The sequence below is a fragment of the Micromonospora sp. WMMD708 genome, assembly GCF_049315245.1.
GTDB classification, from domain to species: domain Bacteria; phylum Actinomycetota; class Actinomycetes; order Mycobacteriales; family Micromonosporaceae; genus Micromonospora; species Micromonospora wenchangensis.
Genome location: NZ_CP186060.1, coordinates 398,346 through 414,824 on the forward strand (window position 1 = coordinate 398,346; position 16,479 = coordinate 414,824).

Annotated in this window: 18 protein-coding genes; 11 read left to right on the forward strand and 7 right to left on the reverse strand. The window is 73.0% G+C overall.

Going from position 1 to position 16,479, the window contains the following annotated elements; translation table 11 throughout:
• The first annotated feature begins 62 nt into the window (after window positions 1-62).
• Window positions 63-803 carry a hypothetical protein gene (locus tag ACN260_RS01805; protein WP_422754451.1) on the forward strand — a complete coding sequence of 247 codons (741 nt, stop codon included), beginning with the start codon at window positions 63-65 and terminating at the stop codon, window positions 801-803.
• Between the two features lie 754 nt (window positions 804-1,557).
• Here the strand turns inward: ACN260_RS01805 and ACN260_RS01810 are convergent.
• Window positions 1,558-2,901, reverse strand: coding sequence for an MDR family MFS transporter (locus ACN260_RS01810; protein WP_422754452.1), 1,344 nt, complete (start codon window positions 2,899-2,901; stop codon window positions 1,558-1,560).
• Window positions 2,902-3,052: 151 nt separating this feature from the next.
• On the opposite strand from ACN260_RS01810, the gene ACN260_RS01815 reads away from it, so the two are divergent.
• Window positions 3,053-3,820, forward strand: a complete 768-nt coding sequence (locus ACN260_RS01815) for a phosphoglyceromutase (protein WP_422754453.1) — start codon at window positions 3,053-3,055, stop codon at window positions 3,818-3,820.
• 71 nt (window positions 3,821-3,891) lie between these two features.
• On the opposite strand, the gene phoU is transcribed toward ACN260_RS01815, so the two are convergent.
• Window positions 3,892-4,545, reverse strand: a complete 654-nt coding sequence (gene phoU / locus ACN260_RS01820; RefSeq protein ID WP_204957604.1) for a phosphate signaling complex protein PhoU — start codon at window positions 4,543-4,545, stop codon at window positions 3,892-3,894.
• 212 nt (window positions 4,546-4,757) lie between these two features.
• On the opposite strand from phoU, the gene ACN260_RS01825 reads away from it, so the two are divergent.
• Both ACN260_RS01825 and ACN260_RS01830 read left to right on the forward strand, forming a co-directional pair.
• On the forward strand, window positions 4,758-6,068 hold the full coding sequence (locus ACN260_RS01825) for a sensor histidine kinase (protein ID WP_422754454.1): 1,311 nt from the start codon (window positions 4,758-4,760) through the stop codon (window positions 6,066-6,068).
• Window positions 6,065-6,748, forward strand: a complete 684-nt coding sequence (locus ACN260_RS01830) for a response regulator transcription factor (protein WP_067314784.1) — start codon at window positions 6,065-6,067, stop codon at window positions 6,746-6,748. The genes ACN260_RS01825 and ACN260_RS01830 overlap by 4 nt, the downstream gene beginning before the upstream one ends.
• Window positions 6,749-6,761: 13 nt before the next feature.
• On the opposite strand, the gene ACN260_RS01835 is transcribed toward ACN260_RS01830, so the two are convergent.
• Window positions 6,762-7,574: a hypothetical protein gene (locus ACN260_RS01835; protein WP_422754455.1), complete on the reverse strand. Its 813-nt coding sequence runs from the start codon at window positions 7,572-7,574 to the stop codon at window positions 6,762-6,764.
• A 73-nt stretch (window positions 7,575-7,647) separates the two neighbouring features.
• Between ACN260_RS01835 and ACN260_RS01840 the strand changes: the two genes are divergently transcribed.
• Both ACN260_RS01840 and ACN260_RS01845 read left to right on the forward strand, forming a co-directional pair.
• Window positions 7,648-8,592 (forward strand): Ppx/GppA phosphatase family protein, encoded by a 945-nt coding sequence (locus tag ACN260_RS01840; RefSeq protein WP_422754456.1) that lies wholly within the window; start codon window positions 7,648-7,650, stop codon window positions 8,590-8,592.
• 76 nt (window positions 8,593-8,668) lie between these two features.
• A complete protein-coding gene (locus tag ACN260_RS01845) occupies window positions 8,669-9,475 on the forward strand; it encodes a sugar phosphate isomerase/epimerase family protein (RefSeq protein ID WP_422754457.1) in 807 nt (268 codons plus the stop codon).
• Window positions 9,476-9,513: 38 nt separating this feature from the next.
• Here the strand turns inward: ACN260_RS01845 and ACN260_RS01850 are convergent, their stop codons facing one another.
• From ACN260_RS01850 to ACN260_RS01860, 3 genes are read right to left on the reverse strand one after another with little or no spacing between them, the layout of a single operon-like run.
• Complete coding sequence (locus ACN260_RS01850; protein WP_422754458.1) at window positions 9,514-10,062, reverse strand: CGNR zinc finger domain-containing protein; 549 nt, start codon at window positions 10,060-10,062, stop codon at window positions 9,514-9,516.
• Window positions 10,063-10,081: 19 nt separating this feature from the next.
• On the reverse strand, window positions 10,082-11,248 hold the full coding sequence (locus tag ACN260_RS01855; RefSeq protein ID WP_422754459.1) for a glutathionylspermidine synthase family protein: 1,167 nt from the start codon (window positions 11,246-11,248) through the stop codon (window positions 10,082-10,084).
• Between the two features lie 2 nt (window positions 11,249-11,250).
• Window positions 11,251-11,526 (reverse strand): hypothetical protein, encoded by a 276-nt coding sequence (locus tag ACN260_RS01860; RefSeq protein WP_245854933.1) that lies wholly within the window; start codon window positions 11,524-11,526, stop codon window positions 11,251-11,253.
• A 120-nt stretch (window positions 11,527-11,646) separates the two neighbouring features.
• On the opposite strand from ACN260_RS01860, the gene ACN260_RS01865 reads away from it, so the two are divergent.
• From ACN260_RS01865 to ACN260_RS01885, 5 genes are all read left to right on the forward strand, one after another.
• The gene (locus tag ACN260_RS01865) at window positions 11,647-12,567 is read left to right on the forward strand and encodes a proline dehydrogenase family protein (RefSeq protein ID WP_204924770.1); all 921 of its coding nucleotides are present in this window, start codon (window positions 11,647-11,649) and stop codon (window positions 12,565-12,567) included.
• Between the two features lie 179 nt (window positions 12,568-12,746).
• A complete protein-coding gene (locus ACN260_RS01870) occupies window positions 12,747-12,959 on the forward strand; it encodes a helix-turn-helix domain-containing protein (RefSeq protein ID WP_088646105.1) in 213 nt (70 codons plus the stop codon).
• 207 nt (window positions 12,960-13,166) lie between these two features.
• Window positions 13,167-13,268, forward strand: a complete 102-nt coding sequence (locus tag ACN260_RS01875) for a 30S ribosomal protein bS22 (protein WP_007465623.1) — start codon at window positions 13,167-13,169, stop codon at window positions 13,266-13,268.
• A 119-nt stretch (window positions 13,269-13,387) separates the two neighbouring features.
• Window positions 13,388-14,461, forward strand: coding sequence for an NAD-dependent epimerase/dehydratase family protein (locus tag ACN260_RS01880; RefSeq protein WP_422754460.1), 1,074 nt, complete (start codon window positions 13,388-13,390; stop codon window positions 14,459-14,461).
• Between the two features lie 185 nt (window positions 14,462-14,646).
• Entirely contained in the window at window positions 14,647-15,501 is an 855-nt protein-coding gene (locus tag ACN260_RS01885; RefSeq protein WP_422756591.1) for a lysophospholipid acyltransferase family protein, read from the forward strand.
• Between the two features lie 42 nt (window positions 15,502-15,543).
• Here the strand turns inward: ACN260_RS01885 and ACN260_RS01890 are convergent, their stop codons facing one another.
• The gene (locus tag ACN260_RS01890) at window positions 15,544-16,413 is read right to left on the reverse strand and encodes an HAD family hydrolase (protein ID WP_422754461.1); all 870 of its coding nucleotides are present in this window, start codon (window positions 16,411-16,413) and stop codon (window positions 15,544-15,546) included.
• Window positions 16,414-16,479 lie beyond the last annotated feature (66 nt).

Below are 16,479 nucleotides of genomic sequence, written 5' to 3' on the forward strand. Positions count from 1 at the left end.
CGCTGCGGCGCGGCAGTGTGGGACCCGCCGCAGGCCGAGGACGGACTGTCGAGGAGCGTGTCATGGCTCAGCGGAACAGCTCAGGTCGCGGCGCGACGGCGACCGGGACCACGCGTCAGGCCGGCAACCGGACCCCGAACACGCCGGGCATCTCCGAGTCGGAGATCTCCCGGATGAGGGTCGACGAGATCCGGGGCCAGTTGCGTCGGCGGGGGGTCTCGGGTATCTCCGCGTTGCGTAAGCCGGAACTGGTGAAGGCGCTCGCGCGGACGTTGCGCGCGGAGGGCCGGGCCGGCGGCGCCGCCCGCCGCAGCACCGGCCCGTCCGGCCGGGCACCCGCCCGCCGGAGCACGGCCGGGGCCGCGAAGGCCAAGGCCACCCCGTCGCGTACGCGGGCCAAGGCGACGCCGGCGGGAGCCGCCCGCGCCACGGGTGTGCGCACCGGCCGGGCCACCTCCCGTTCGGTACGCTCCGCGCAGCTCATCACCTCTCCGGCGGACCGTCCGGAACGTCCCGGGCGCAGCCTGGTGACCACCAACCACCAGGTGATCCGGAACTGGGCCGCGGCCCGGGGGGCAAAGCCGGCCACCATCGCCGGCACCGAGCGCAACGGCCGGCCGGGGGTGCTCACCTTCGACATCCCGGGCTACCGGGAGAGCCGCCGGCTGCGCGTGGTGAGCTGGGACGACTGGTTCCGGACGTTCGACTCCCGCAAGCTGAACCTGATCTTCCAGGAGCAGTTGCGGGACGGCCGGCCGAGCAACTTCTTCCGCACCGAGTCACCCGATCGGGAAGACGGCTGAGGCGTTTGGCGGAATGGCTGCCGGGTAGCCCCGTGTTGTGACCGGCGAGACAGCGCTCGAAGGTTGAATCCGGAATCCGGGCGAACTAACTTTATTGCACCGCGTCACGCTCGGAAACGTTCGGGGGAGCGGCGGATCGATCAGATCCGTGCACCGAGCGAGACGCAATCGGGTGGGTCACACCGTTGGGGGACGGTGCCACCCGGGAACCGGCGGCGCGAGCGGGCGACGCTTACGGGGGTGAGGGTCGCCCGCCGCCGCCGGGCAGGCGGTACGAGCGCCCACCGCGACCATCGGTCGCCGGTGGGCGCTCTGCCGTTCACCGGCCCGTTCGACCCGTTCCGTTCGACCCGTGCGGAAGCCTCGCCGCTCTGGCGGCGAGGGCGTGCGGCTCAGGGCTGCCGCGCCCGGCCCGGCCCCGGCCAGCGGCCCAGGTGTACGGACGGCGGCCAGGGTCTCGGCCTGTGGGGGCATTGTCCATGTCGTCGCGGGCCTGACGGGAGCTGTCCCAGCCCGGGGCCGGGTAGCCCAGGCGCGTCCTTTCGACCTGACGTCGTTAACGACTCGGCCGGCGACTACGGCGAGGGGCGGCGGGCAAGGGCGGCGGGTGCGGGCAGGGCACCGGGTGTGGGACGCGGGCCGGCGGTGGCGGGCAAGGGCGGCGGGTTCGGCCGGGCGGCGTTCGGCCGGGCAGAGCGGAAGCAGGTGGAAGCGGCCGGGTGGCGTGGGCGTGCGGTCGGGGCGGTGGGCGTACTCAGGCGGGGGTGCGGGCCGTGACCGGCTCGGCGGGTGCGGTCCGCACCTTGGCCTCGGCCGGCTGCGGGGCCGGCGGTTGGACGGCGGTGACCGGCACGACGGGGACCTCGGGGCGGCGCAGGCGGGCCGCCCGGCGTTCCCGCGCCGGCCCGGAGAGCAGGTGGGCCAGCGCGGTCGCCACGCCGATCGCGGCGCAGCCCAGCCAGAGCGTGGCGTTGCCGGCGTGTTCGCGCACCAGTCCGCCGAGCAGCGGGGCGACCGCCCCGGCCACCTGCCAGGACAGTGAGAAGACGCCCTGGTAGCGGCCGCGCAGCTCGGCAGGGGAGAGCTCGGCGATCAGGGTGGCGTTGGACGGGGAGTTGAGCATCTCGCCGAGCGTCCAGATCAGCACGGTCAGCCCGAAGAACCAGGCGGCGTCGGCGAACGCGGTCAGCCCGAAGCCGACCCCCATCACCACCGAGGCGAGGGCGAGCACGTGCGACCGGCTCCGCCCCCGGATCAGCCGGGGGACGAAGAGTTGCCCCACCACGATCAGCACCCCGTTGAGCGCGATCACCGAGCCGTAGGTGGCGGGGGACAGGCCGGCGTCGCCCATCGCGATCGGCAGCATCGAGATGTGCTGGAGGAAGACCAGCGCGCCGAACAGGTTGAGCACGACGAAGCCCAGGAAGACCCGGTCGGCGGCGATGGTGCGCAGCGCACCCACCCGGGGCGGGCCGCTCGTCGCACCCTTGACGGCGCCGGTCGCCGGGGCGCGGCGGGTCTCGCCGACCTTGACGAAGATGATCAGCGCGGTGATCAGGGTGGTGGCCGCGTCGACCACGAACAGCAGCAGGTAGCCGGCCTCGGCGGCGAGGCCGGCGAGCACGGCGGCGCAGGCGAAGCCCAGGTTGATCGCCCAGTAGTTGAGCGAGAACGCGCGCAGCCGGTCCTGCTCCGGCACCACGTCGATCATCATGGCCCCGAAGGCCGGCCGGGCGGCCTCGGCGAACGTGCCGAGCAGTAGCGCCCCCACGGCGACCGCCCAGAGTGGCCGGGCGAAGCCGAGCGTCAGCATCATGGTGGCCGCGCCCAGGTGGGCGGTGAGCAGGGTGGGTCGCCGTCCCCACCGGTCGACCAGGGTGCCGCCCACGGTGGTGCCCACCGCGCCGCCCACCCCCCACAGGCCCATCACCAGGCCGGCCTGGGCGGCCGAGAAGTGGCGGGCCTGGGTCAGGTAGATGGCGAGGAAGACCAGCACGAACGAGCCGAGCCGGTTGATCAGGGTGCCCGTCCAGAGGTACCAGAAGGTCCTCGGTAGCCCACCGGTGGTGTCCCGGAACCAACCCCGTACCGTCCGCACGCCCGCGCCCCCGCTCAGGTAATGACCGCTGTCCTTGAAGCGCCTTACAACCTAGTTCCGGGGGTGGACACCGGTCATCCGTTTTTCCACGTGGTGGTCGTCACCACCACCGCCCGCGTGTCCCCGGACGCCGTGCGGCAGGATGATCGGCATGACTGCGAGCGAGGGGCCCACCGTCGGGACGCTGGTCCTGCTGCGGCACGGCGAGAGCGACTGGAATGCGAAGAACCTCTTCACCGGCTGGGTCGACGTCGACCTGACCGCCAAGGGTGAGGCGGAGGCGCGCCGCGGCGGCGAACTGCTGCGCGAGCACGACCTGCTGCCGGACGTGGTGCACACCAGCGTGATGCGCCGGGCGATCCGCACCGCCGAGCTGGCGCTGAACGCCGCCGACCGGCACTGGATCGCGGTGCGCCGGTCGTGGCGGCTCAACGAGCGCCACTACGGCGCCCTGCAGGGCAAGAACAAGAAGCAGACCCTTGACGAGTACGGCGAGGAGCAGTTCATGCTCTGGCGTCGCTCGTACGACACGCCGCCGCCGCCGATCGCCGACGACGACGAGTTCTCCCAGGTCGGTGACCCGCGCTACGCGCTGCTGCCGACCGAGCTGATGCCGCGCACCGAGTGCCTCAAGGACGTGGTGACGCGGATGCTCCCGTACTGGTACGACTCGATCGTGCCGGACATCCTCGCCGGCCGCACGGTCCTGGTGGCGGCGCACGGCAACTCGCTGCGCGCCCTGGTCAAGCACCTCGACCAGATCTCCGACTCCGCGATCGCCAAGCTGAACATCCCCACCGGCATCCCGCTGCGTTACGACCTCGACCCGCAGCTGCGCCCGCTCACCCTGGGTGGGACCTACCTCGACCCGGCCGCCGCCAAGGAGGCGGCTGCCGCCGTCGCCAACCAGGGCCGCTGAGCTGACGACAGGGCTCCCGGTCCGGCGACCTCCGCCGGGCCGGGAGCCCTGTCGTCGTCGGGCGGTACGGGTCAGCCGGCGGCGGGGGCGGTCTCCCCGGTGATCAGGTAGACCACCCGCTCACCGGCGTTGACCGCGTGGTCGGCGAACCGCTCGTAGAACCGGCCGAGCAGGGTGGCGTCGATGGCGGTCTCCACCCCGTACGGCCATCCGTCGCCGAGCAGGATGCCGAACAGGCTCTTGTGCAGGTCGTCCATGACGTCGTCGTCGCGGTCCAGTTCGGCGGCGATGTCGGCGTCGGGGGTGGCCAGCACCTTGGCGATCTTCTCGGCCATCCGGTCGGCGACCGAGGCCATGTCGGTGAAGACCGGCCGCAGTTCGGCCGGCACCGCCGGGGACGGGTGCCGGCGCAGCGCGGTCTTCGCCACGTGGTCGGCCAGGTCTCCCATCCGCTCCAGGTCGGCCGCGACGTGCAGCGCGGTGATCATCGCGCGCAGGTCGGAGGCGACCGGCGCCTGGCGGGCGAGCAGGTCGCAGACCCGCTCCTCGACGTGTTGGTAGAGGTCGTCGATCTCGGCGTCCCGCGCGATCACGGCCTCGGACGCCTCACGGTCGGCGGTCAGCAGGCCGCGGGTGGCCTGGCGCATCGCGGCGCGTACGCCGTCGGCCATGTCCACCAGCAGTTGGCTGACGATCTGCAGGTCGGCCCGGAACTCGTCGCGCATCGTCACTTCCTGGGGTCGGTGCCGCCGGTGGTCGGAGGGACCGCTGGCGTACGGGTTGAGCAGGTGCGCGACCCACCGTAGGCGGGGGTGACGGGGGCCCAGATGAACCCGGATGAACGACGCGGGGCCCGGGAGTGAATTTCTGCCAAAGCGAGTGTGGTTCGTCCTGTTATGGGCGATAGCCAGGTTAACAATGACCCTACGATCGCCGGGTGGAATGGGCGGTGGCGATCGTGGTGGCCCTGGTGACCGGACTGGTCGCCGGGCTGCTGCTGGCGCGTCCCGCCCGTGACTGGCGACGCCGCGCGGCGTCGTCCGGGGGCGAGGGCCCCCACGGGGACCTGGGGAGGCGTGCGATTCCCGACGACCAGTCCGGCGGGCTGACCGGGCTCGGCCGCAAGACCATCGACTCGCTGCGCGCCGGTGTCGTGGTGCTCGGCCCGGACGACGTTCCGGTGCTGGTGAACCCGGCCGCACGGGCGATGGGACTGCTCCGTACCGGTGCCACCCCCGGCTCCATCGCGGCCCACCCGCTGATCCGTACCCTCGCCGGGCAGGTCCGGCGGACCGGGGTACGGCGCGAGATCGAGCTCGACCTGCCCCGTGGTCGCGACAACGCCGGGGAGAACCCGCTCGGCGTGCACCTGCGGGCGATGGGCATCGGCGGCGGGTACATCGCCGTCGAAGCCGCCGACGTGACCGAGTCGCACCGGCTGGCCCGGGTCCGGCGGGACTTCGTGGCCAACGTCAGCCACGAGCTGAAGACCCCGATCGGGGCGCTGCAACTGCTCGCCGAGGCGCTCGTCGACGCCACCGAACCGGCCGACGGCGCACCCGACCTCTCCGAGGACATGCTGGCCGCCCGCCGGTTCGCCGAACGCATCCAGCACGAGTCGACCCGGCTCGGCCGGTTGGTGCAGGAACTGCTGGAGCTGACCCGGCTCCAGGGCGCCGAGCCGCAACCCGCGCCGGAACCCGTCGCGGTCGACTGGGTGATCGCCGAGGTGCTCGACCGGACCCGCACCTCGGCCGCCGCCCGCCGGATCCAGGTGGTCACCGAGGGGCAGCGGGGCCTGACCGCGTACGGCAGCGACAGTCAGCTCGCCACCGCCGTGTCCAACCTGGTGGAGAACGCGATCACCTACTCCGGCGAGGACACCACCGTGCGGGTCGTCACCCGGGCCGACGACGACCACGTCACGGTCTCCGTCACCGACCAGGGCATCGGCATCGCCCCCACCGACGTCGACCGGATCTTCGAACGGTTCTACCGGGCCGACCAGGCCCGTTCCCGCGCCACCGGTGGTACCGGCCTCGGCCTGGCCATCGTCAAACACATCGCCAGCAACCATGGCGGCCGGGTGGAGGTGGCGAGCACCCTGGGTGGGGGGTCGACATTCACCCTCCGGCTACCCGCCAGCCCACCGGACGCCCTGGAGTCGCTACTGCCGTCCGCTGGTATCGAGCCCGGCCCGACCGACCCTGCGCCGGGCCTGACCGTAGGAAAGGAAACACCCCGTTGAGCCGCGTACTGGTGGTCGAGGACGAGGAGTCGTTCTCCGACGCCCTGTCGTACATGCTCCGCAAGGAGGGTTTCGAGGTCTCCGTCGCCGCGACGGGCACCTCCGCCCTCACCGAGTTCGACCGGACCGGCGCGGACATCGTGCTGCTCGACCTGATGCTCCCGGAGATGTCCGGGACTGAGGTCTGCCGGCAGCTGCGGCAGCGCTCGCACGTGCCGATCATCATGGTGACCGCCCGGGACAGCGAGATCGACAAGGTGGTCGGGCTGGAGATCGGCGCCGACGACTACGTCACCAAGCCGTACTCGCCCCGGGAGCTGGTGGCCCGGATCCGGGCGGTGCTGCGCCGGCAGAGCCCCGAGGTGACCGAGTCGGGGGCCCCGACGCTGGCCGCCGGCCCGGTCCGGATGGACATCGAACGGCACGTGGTGACCGTCGACGGGGCGGCCGTGCAGCTTCCGCTCAAGGAGTTCGAGCTGCTGGAGTTGCTGCTGCGCAACGCCGGCCGGGTGCTCACCCGGGGACAGCTCATCGACCGGGTCTGGGGAGCCGACTACGTCGGGGACACCAAGACCCTCGACGTGCACGTCAAGCGGCTGCGTTCCAAGATCGAACCGGAGCCGTCCGCGCCCCGGTTCATCGTCACCGTGCGCGGGCTGGGCTACAAGTTCGAGCCGTAGGCCGGCACACCGTTCACTCCTGCGGGCTGGCCGGGTGCGGGGCGATCTGACCCTGGCCCAGCCGGGCCGCGCACAGCTCGGCCAGCTTCGCGTACGCGGGCGCGCCGACCAGCGCGGTCAGCTCCGGGCCGTACGACAGGTACATCGGCTCGGTGCCGACGTGCGCGTCGGTCGACGAGGTGCACCACCAGTCCAGGTCGTGCCCGCCTGCGCCCCAGCCCCGACGGTCGAACTCGGCGAGCGTCGACACCAGCACCTTCGTGTCGTCGGGGCGGGTGGTCCACTCCTGGTCCCGGCGGATCGGCAGCTGCCAGCAGACGTCCGGCTTGTACTCCAGCGGGTGCACGCCGTCGCGCAGCGCCTGGCCGTGCAGCGCGCACCCGCCCCCGCCGGGGAAGTCGGCGTCGTTGAGGAACACGCACGGCGCGTCCTCGCCCCGGGTGGCGGTCCGCCGGGCCGGGTTCTTGCCGTCGATCGTGTCGGTCGCGGTCCAGTTCTTCGTACCCTTGCGGAAGTGCTGCCAGGTCTGCGGGGTGAGCCGCTTGACGGCCGCCCGGACCCGCTTCTCGTCGTCGGTGTCGGTGAAGAACGCGCCGTGCGAGCAGCAGCCGTCGGCGGCCCGCCCGGCGACGATGCCGTGGCAGCCCCGGCCGAAGACGCACGTCCAGCGGGACAGCAACCAGGTGAGGTCGGCGCGCACCAGGTGCCGCTCGTCGGCCGGGTCGACGAACTCGATCCACTCCCGGGGAAAGTCCAGCCCGACCTCCCGGCTGCGGGGGTCGCCGGGGTCGTCCACCAGCACGTGCAGCTCCACCTGGCTCGTCACCCGGCCCAGCGTACGCGTGAGTGAACCTGACGGTCGGCGTGCCGTCGAAACGTGGTGGCCCTAGGGTCTTCCCATGCGGCTGGGTGTCCTCGACGTCGGTTCCAACACGGTCCATCTGCTGGTGGTCGACGCCCACCACGGCGCGCACCCGTGGGCCGCGCACTCCGAGAAGGTGGTGCTGCGGCTGGCCGAGCAGATCGGCCCCGACGGCGCGCTCACCCGGGCCGGCGCGGACGGGCTGGTCCAGGCGGTCGGCGCGGCCCGGTCGTCGGCCACCGCGCTGGCCGCCGACGACCTGCTGGCCTTCGCGACCAGCGCGGTGCGCGACGCCACCAACGCGGCCGAGGTGCTGACCCGGGTGCGCGAGGAGACCGGGGTACGACTGGAGGTGCTGTCCGGGGCGGACGAGGCGCGGGCGACGTTCCTCGCGGTCCGGCGGTGGTTCGGCTGGTCGGCTGGTCGGCTGCTGGCGATGGACATCGGCGGCGGCTCGCTGGAGCTGGCCGCCGGCATCGACGAGGACCCGGAGGTGGCGGTGTCGCTGCCGCTGGGTGCCGGCCGGTTGAGCCGGGAACGGCTGCACGTCGACCCGTCCGGGTCGACCCCACCGACCGCCGAGACCGTCGAGGAGCTGCGCGAGTACGTCGACGCGCAGCTCGACCCGGTGGTGGAGAAACTGGCCGGGGTGGGCTGGGAGCGGCCGGTCGCCACCTCGAAGACCTTCCGGACGCTGGCCCGGCTGGCCGGGGCGGCCCCCTCCTCGGCGGGCCTGTGGGCACGGCGCAGCCTCACCCGCACGGGGCTGCGGCAGGTGCTGGGGTTCGTCCGGCACATCCCGCCGGCCCAGCTGCCCGAGCTGGAGGGGGTGAGTGCCGGCCGGGCCCACCAGTTGCTGGCCGGCGCGGTGGTGGCCGAGGCGGTGCTGCGCCGGCTCGACGTGCCGGCGGTGGACATCTGCCCGTGGGCGCTGCGTGAGGGCGTCATCCTCAGACGGTTGGATCAGCTCGAACCGATGTGACGTACGCCGGTCGTTGCGCGGCTTTTGCGGTTGCTCGTCCGGAACTGTGGTGGCGGGCCGGGCTACCCTCGGGGATGTGACTTCCCGCGTCCCGGTGCTCCTGTCCAGTTCCTCGGTCTTTCCTGAGCGGACCGCGGCGGCGTTCCAGCTCGCCGCGGCACTCGGCTACGACGGGGTCGAGGTGATGGTCTGGACCGACGCGGTCAGCCAGGACGCCGGGGCGTTGCGCGGCCTCGCCGAGCACTACGGCGTCCCGGTGCTGTCGGTGCACGCCCCCTGCCTGCTGGTCACCCAGCGGGTGTGGAGCCCCGACCCGTGGGAGCGGCTGCGGCGGGCCGCCGAGCTGGCCGACACGCTGGAGGCACCCACCGTGGTGGTGCACCCGCCGTTCACCTGGCAGCGCGACTACGCCCGCAACTTCGCCGACGGGCTGCGCACCGTCGCCGACCGGTTCACCGGGCTGCACTTCGCGGTGGAGAACATGTACCCGGTGCGGATGGCCGGCCGGCAGTTCGTGCCGTACGTGCCCGGCTGGGACCCGACCGAGGTCGGCTACCCCGCGTACACCCTCGACCTGTCGCACTGCGCCGCGTCGCACAGCGACCCGCTGGCGATGGCCGACCGGATGGGCACCGGCCTGGCCCACGTGCACCTCGGCGACGGCACCGGGGAGGGCCGCGACGAGCACCTGGTGCCCGGCCGGGGCACCCAGCCCTGCGCCGAGCTGCTGCGGTCCCTGGCCGGACGCGGCTTCACCGGCTCGGTCGCGGTGGAGGTCACCACCCGGGGGGCCAGGAGCCGCGCCGTCCGCGAGGCCGACCTGCGCGATTCCCTCGCCTTCGCCCGCGCCCACCTCACCGCCCCCACCCCCCTCAACGCCTGACCCTGCCCGCCCGGCGGGGAGAACCGGGGGCAGGCAGGTCAGGGGACCGGGGTGAGGGTGGGTTGTTCGGCGGCGCGCTTGCGGGCGCGGTGGGCGGCGACGTGCGAGCGGGTGGCGCAGCGCTCCGAGCAGAACCGGCGGCAGCAGTTCGACGAGGTGTCCAGGTAGACGTTGCCGCAGCGTTCGTCGGCGCAGACCCCGAACCGGGCGCTGCCGTACTCGCAGAGCCACACCGACAGACCCCACGCCGCGCCGGCCAGGTATTCGGCGCTGACCGACGCGCCCCGGCTGGTCACGTGCATGTGCCAGTCGCTGGAGTCGTGACCCGAGATGCGCGGCTGCACCGGGAACGCCTCCAGCAGGGCGTTCAGCTCGGCCACCGCCTCGGCGTCGCGCCCCGAGGTGCCGTACTCGAAGACGTCGCGCAACCGCTTCTGCGCCCGTCGGAAGACCGCCAGGTCCCGGTCGGCCACCTCGTCGCGCATCCACGCGTTCTCGTCCGGAATGAGGGCCCGTAGGTCGTCGAGGTCGTCCAGGTGGGCGTTGACGAGGTCAACCCCGGTCCTGGCGTACGCGTCGAAGTTCACCCGACCAACGGTAGACGACTCACGCGGCACGCGGCGCGTCGATGTAGTGCGGCAGGAAGCGCGCGTAACCGTCGGTGATCAGACTCTCGCTCTCCCGGATGCCGACGCCTGCCGACTCGCCGTCGACGATCCAGCTACCCAGCACCATCCGACCCCCGTCGAACTGCGGCAACGGCCGGAACTCCTGATAGCAGAAGCCCTCGTCGCCATAGATCCCGGGATTGCTGATCTCCGTGTCGCCGGTCACGATGCGTACCGAGCCACCCTCCCGGCCGAGCAGCGGCTTCGCCACGTACTCAGGCATCCCGCGCGGCGAGTCCAGGTACGCCGGCAGCAGCAGCTCGTGCCCCGGGTACAGCTCCCAGAGCACGGCCAGCAGCGCCTTGTTCGACAGCAGCAGCTTCCAGGCCGGTTCGATCCAGGTGGTCGGGGTGCCCGGCTCCAGCGCCGGTCGGCCGTACGGCTCGGCCAGCATCCACTCCCACGGGTAGAGCTTGAAGCAGGTGGTGACCGGCCGGTCGGCGGCGTCGACGAAGCGCCGGCCGTCCCAGCCGACGTGCTGGATCGGCAGCAGGGTCACGTCCAGCCCGGCCTGCCGGGCCGTCTCGGCCAGGTAGCCGGCGGTGATCTGGTCCTCGCCGGACTCCTCCTCGTTGGACCAGCACACGTGCACCCGCCGGTCGTGCAGCCCCGCCCCGATCTTGGCCCACGCCCCGACCAGCCGCTCGTGCAGGCTGTTCCACTGGTCGGCGTCGGGCCGGGTGTCCTCCAGCCAGTACCACTGCACGATGCTCGCCTCGACCAGTGCGGTCGGGGTGTCGGCGTTGTACTCCAGCAGCTTCGGCGGCCACGAGCCGTCGTAGGCGAGGTCGAACCGGCCGTACAGGGTGGGTGGGCGCTCGTGCAGCGACCGGGCGACCGCCTGCGCCGCCCACGCGGGGATGCCGAACTCGGCGTACCGGTTGCGGGCCACCACGTGCTCGGCGGCGGCCACCGACATCCGGTGCAGCTCCTCGGTCGCCTCCTCCAGCCGCAGCACCTCGTCGAGGTCGAAGGCGTACGCGGCGGACTCGTCCCAGTACGACATGATCTCGCCGTCGGGCAGCTCGGTGTCGACGTACACCAGGCCCTGGGTACGGATCACCGCGTCGGCGTCCGGTCGGGGGGTGACCCGCTCCCGGCGCACCGTCAGCCGCCGCAGGAGGCGAGATGGGTGCCGAAACCGCCGCGCTCCGGCAGCGCGCCGGCCACCGGGTCGGGCGCGGCGGCCCGGGGGTCGATGCCGACGGTCGGCACCTGCATGGCGAGCGCCACGGTGTCCCCGCCACCGACCGGCCCGAGGGCGCAGTCGTCATCGTCGTCGTCGGAGGTGAGGTTGCAGCCGGAGAGGGCGAGTGCCAGCGCGGTGAGCGCGCCGAGCTGCACGGAGGCCGACCGCAGCCGGCGGCGGGGGTGTCGTTCCACGTTCATGGTTGTAACTGATCCACGCCAGCCGCGCGTCCCCTGACCGGCCCGCTGCCGTGGCCGGAACCGGTCCGCCCCGCCGCCGGGCGCGGCCGTACGGTCGGGCGTTACGCTCGGCTCATGCTCCGTTCCGTCATCCTCGCCGCCTCCCGGTCATCCCAGGTCGAGCGGCTCGTCGCGACGGCCCCGTTCACCCGGGACGTCGTCCGCCGGTTCGTCGCCGGCACCGGCACCGACGACGCGTTGCGCGCCACCCGCGAACTCGTCGCCGACGGCCTGACGGTCACCCTCGACAACCTCGGCGAGGACACCGTCACCCCCGACCAGGCCACCGCCACCCGGGACGAGTACCTCGCCCTGCTGCGCGCGCTCGACGCCGCCGGGCTCACCCCGGCCGCCGAGGTGAGCGTGAAGCTCTCCGCCCTCGGTCAGCGCTTCGACGAGCAGTTGGCCTACGACAACGCGCGGGCGATCTGCGTGGCGGCCGACGAGGCGGGCACCACGGTGACCCTGGACATGGAGGACCACACCACCACCGACTCGACCCTGGACACGCTGGTCAAGCTGCGCAAGGACCACCCGTCGACCGGGGCGGTGCTGCAGGCTTACCTGCGGCGCACCGAGTCGGACTGCCGGGAGTTGGCGGGTGCCGGGTCGCGGGTCCGGTTGTGCAAGGGCGCGTACGCCGAGCCCGAGTCGGTGGCGTACCAGTCGGCCCGCGAGGTGGACAAGTCGTACGTGCGCTGCCTCAACGTGCTGATGTCCGGGGCGGGCTACCCGATGCTGGCCACCCACGACCCGCGCCTGATCGCCATCGGCGAGGACCGGGCCCGCTGGTTCGACCGGGGGCCCGGCGAGTTCGAGTTCCAGATGCTGTACGGCATCCGCCCCGAGGAGCAGGCCCGGCTGGCCGGCGAGGGCTACACGGTGCGCACCTACCTGCCGTACGGGGAGGACTGGTACGGCTACCTGATGCGCCGCCTCGCCGAGCGCCCCGCGAACCTGGTCTTCTTCGGCCGGGCCCTGGCCTCGAAGAAGTAGGCCACCGGGGAACACCAGGTCACGACCGGGTGAACGAGGCGCGGTGCACGATCAGTTGTGGGAAGGGATCGCGCAGGTCACAGCCGCCCCGCTACCGTACTGGTAACACGCGCGTTGCCGGCCCGTACGGGAGCTCCGTCGGGTGGCGCGCGCCGGGCATGGGATGGGTCGGGTGAGCCATGGCCGGGTCGCAGTCCTCCGACGGTCGGCTGTCGGACGTCAGGTTCCTCACGGTCGCCGAGGTCGCCTCGGTGATGCGGGTCTCCAAGATGACGGTCTACCGCCTGGTGCACAGCGGTGAACTCACCGCCGTGCGGGTGGGCCGGTCGTTCCGGGTGCCCGAGCACGCGGTGCACGACTATCTGCGGGGGGCGTTCCAGGAGACCGCCTGACCCCGCCGATCGCGACGTAACGGGCATCGACGGGGGCGCGTTGGTCCTGCTGACGCTCTCCGGCTACCCTGGAGCCCGATCTGACCGTGCGCCGGTGCGCCCCGACGCCACCAGGCTGGTCCAGGTCCGTTGTCCGTAAAGCGGCCACCGGCGTCACCATCTCGACGCCGAGGGTCCGTCCCGAACGTTGCATTGAAAGGCTGTCGTATGGGCTCGGTGGTCAAGAAGCGTCGCAAGCGCATGGCTAAGAAGAAGCACCGCAAGCTGCTGCGCAAGACCCGCGTCCAGCGTCGCCGTCTCGGCAAGTGACCGACGCCGGGTCACCCCCGGCGTCCGGTACCACTTGCCAACTGTCGACCCCCGGAGGCTCAGGTGATCAGGCCGCGGACATCCCGGCTCGATCACTCCTGCCGGTCAGGGCGTGCACGATGACCCCCGGTGGCACCCCAGGTGCTCCGGGGGTCGTCGTCGTGACCGGGGTCGGTCGCTACCTCGGCGCGCACGTCGCCGCCCGGCTCGCCGCCGACCCCCGGATCGACCGGGTGATCGGCATCGACCCGGCCACCCCCGGCCCCGAGTTCGCCGGGCTGCTCGACCGGGTGGAACGCATCCGGCTGGACCTCGACTCGCTCGGCGGCCTGCTGGCCGACCTCGACGTCGCCGCCGTGGTCCACCTCGCCCTGGTCACCGCCCCCGACCCGCAGCACGGCGGCCGGGCGGCGATGAAGGAGCAGAACGTCATCGGCACCATGCAGCTGCTCGCCGCCTGCCAGCGGGCACCCCGGCTGCGCAAGCTGGTGGTCCGGTCGTCGACCGCCGCCTACGGCGCGTCCTTCCGCGACCCGGCGGTCTTCACCGAGGAGACCGAGCCCCGCGAGGTGCCGCGCGGCGGTTTCGGCCGCGACATCCTCGACATCGAGGGGTACGTGCGCGGCTTCCGCCGCCGTCGGCCCGACGTGACCGCGACGGTGCTGCGGTTCGCCCCGTTCATCGGCTCCACCGCCGACACCACGCTCACCCGCTACTTCTCCCGGCCGGTGGTGCCCACCGTCTTCGGCCGGGACCCCCGGCTCCAGTTCGTGCACTTCGACGACGCCCTCGAAGTGCTGCACCGGTCCGTCGCCGAGGACCACCCGGGGACGTACAACGTGGCCGGGCCGGGGGTGCTCTCGCTGTCCCAGGCGATCCGCCGGGCCGGCCGGGTGGCCGTACCGGTGTGGGAGCCGGGGCTGTCCGGGGCCGCCGCGGTCGCCCGTAACCTCGGCTTCGGCCGCTACGGCCTCGACCAGGTCGACCTGATCGTGCACGGCCGGGTGGTCGACACCCGCCGACTGGCCCGGGAGTACGGCTTCACCCCACGCACCACGGCGGCGGCGTTCGACGACTTCATCCGGGCCCACCACGGCGGGGTGGTGGTCACCCCGGACCGGCTGGCCGCCGCCGAGCAGGCGGTGCTGGAGAGTATCCGGCAGGTCCGCTCCGCAGTCCGGGACCGTACGTGACCGAGCAGAACGGCCACCGTCGGCTCACCACGCCACCCGGCCCCGCCTCGCGCAACGGCTCGGGCCCCGACCCGGCCGTACCCGTGACGCCCCATCCCACCGCGGCCGCCGCCGATCCGGCCGCCCCGGGTCCGGCCGGCCCCGGTCGGGCCAACTCCGGTGCGGCCGGTGGGCGCCCGCCGGGGGTGGAGCGGCCCGGTGACCAGTGGGACCGCCGGGTCGCCTCCGGGCTGGCGTTCCTGCGCCGCCGCCTGTCCGGCCAGTACGAGGTGGACGAGTTCGGCTTCGACCCGGAGCTGACCGGGACGGTCTTCCACCCGCTGCTACGGCTGCTCTACCGCGACTGGTTCCGTACCGAGGTCACCGGCCTGGAACACGTGCCCGCCGACGGCGCCGGCCTGGTGGTCGGCAACCACTCCGGCACGGTGGCCCTGGACGCGCTGATCCTCTCCGCGGCCCTGCACGACCAGCACCCCGCCCACCGCTACCTGCGGCTGCTCGGCGCGGACCTGGTCTTCCGGATGCCCGTCGTCTCCGAGCTGGCCCGCAAGACCGGCGGTACGGTCGCCTGCAACCCGGACGCCGAGCGGCTGCTCGGCAACGGTGAGCTGGTGGGCGTCTTCCCGGAGGGGTTCAAGGGCATCGGCAAGCTCTACTCCGACCGCTACAAGCTGCAACGCTTCGGCCGGGGTGGGTTCGTCTCGGCGGCGTTGCGCACCGGCACCCCGATCGTCCCGGTCGCCATCGTCGGCGGCGAGGAGATCTATCCGATGCTGGCCGACATCAAGCCGCTGGCCCGGCTGCTCAAGCTGCCCTACTTCCCGGTCACCCCGACGTTCCCGTGGCTGGGGCCGCTGGGCATGGTGCCGCTGCCGAGCAAGTGGCTGATCGAGTTCTGCCCGCCGATCCCGACCGCGCACCTGACCGACTCGGCCGACGACCCGCTGGTCGTGTTCAACCTCGCCGACCAGGTCCGGGAGACCATCCAGCAGACCCTGCACGAGCTGCTGGAACGCCGCCCCGACCCGTTCGGTCCCTGACCGCTCCCACCCCCGGTGCCCCGGGCAACGCGGTGGCCCCGGTCAGGCCGGGCGGCGGCGTCGGTGCAGCGCCCGACCGGCGGAGACCGCGCCGGCCAGCAACCCGAGCGCGGCCGTCGACGGTACGGCGATCCGCGCGGCCCGGCGACCGGTGCGGAAGTCCCGCACCTCCCAGCCCCGTTCCCGGGCCACCCGCAGCAACACGCCGTCCGGGTTGACCGCCACCGCGCGTCCCACCGTGGTCAGCATCGGCAGGTCGTTGCTGGAGTCGCTGTAGGCGGTGCAGCGGGGGAGGTCGAGCCCTTCGACCGTGGCGAGCTGGGTGACCGCCTCGGCCTTGGCCGGCCCGTGCATCAGCTCGCCCACCAGCCGACCCGTGTACGCCCCGTCGACCACCTCGGCGACGGTGCCGATCGCCCCGGTCAGGCCGAGCCGGGCGGCGATCACCCGGCCGATCTCCACCGGGGCGGCGCTGACCAGCCAGACCCGCTGCCCGGCGTCGAGGTGCCGTTGGGCGAGCCGACGGGTGCCGGCCCAGATCCGGGGCGCCATCAACTCGTCGAAGATCTCCTCGGCGAGCCGTTCGACGTCACCGACCCGCCAGCCCTCGACGAAGGCGAGGGCGGCCTGCCGCGCCTGCGACATGTCGCCGGCGTGCTCGGTGGCCAGCAGCCGGTACCGGGCCTGCTGCCAGGCGAAGCGGGCCAGGTCGCCGGTGGTGAAGTAGCGCCGCGCGGCGAGCCCCCGGGCGAACCAGTAGATCGACGCGCCGCGCATCATCGTGTTGTCGACGTCGAAGAACGCGGCGGCGCGGAGGTCGGTCGGCGTGGGCCCGACGGCCGTCGCGTCCGCCCAGCCGGTGGTGTGTCCGTGGGCGTCGGTGCTGACCGTGACCCTGCGGGTTGCGGCCATGGCGCCTCCCTCCGACGAGCGACCCTGCATGATCGAGCCTAGTCCGGCGCGGACCGTGGCCGACCG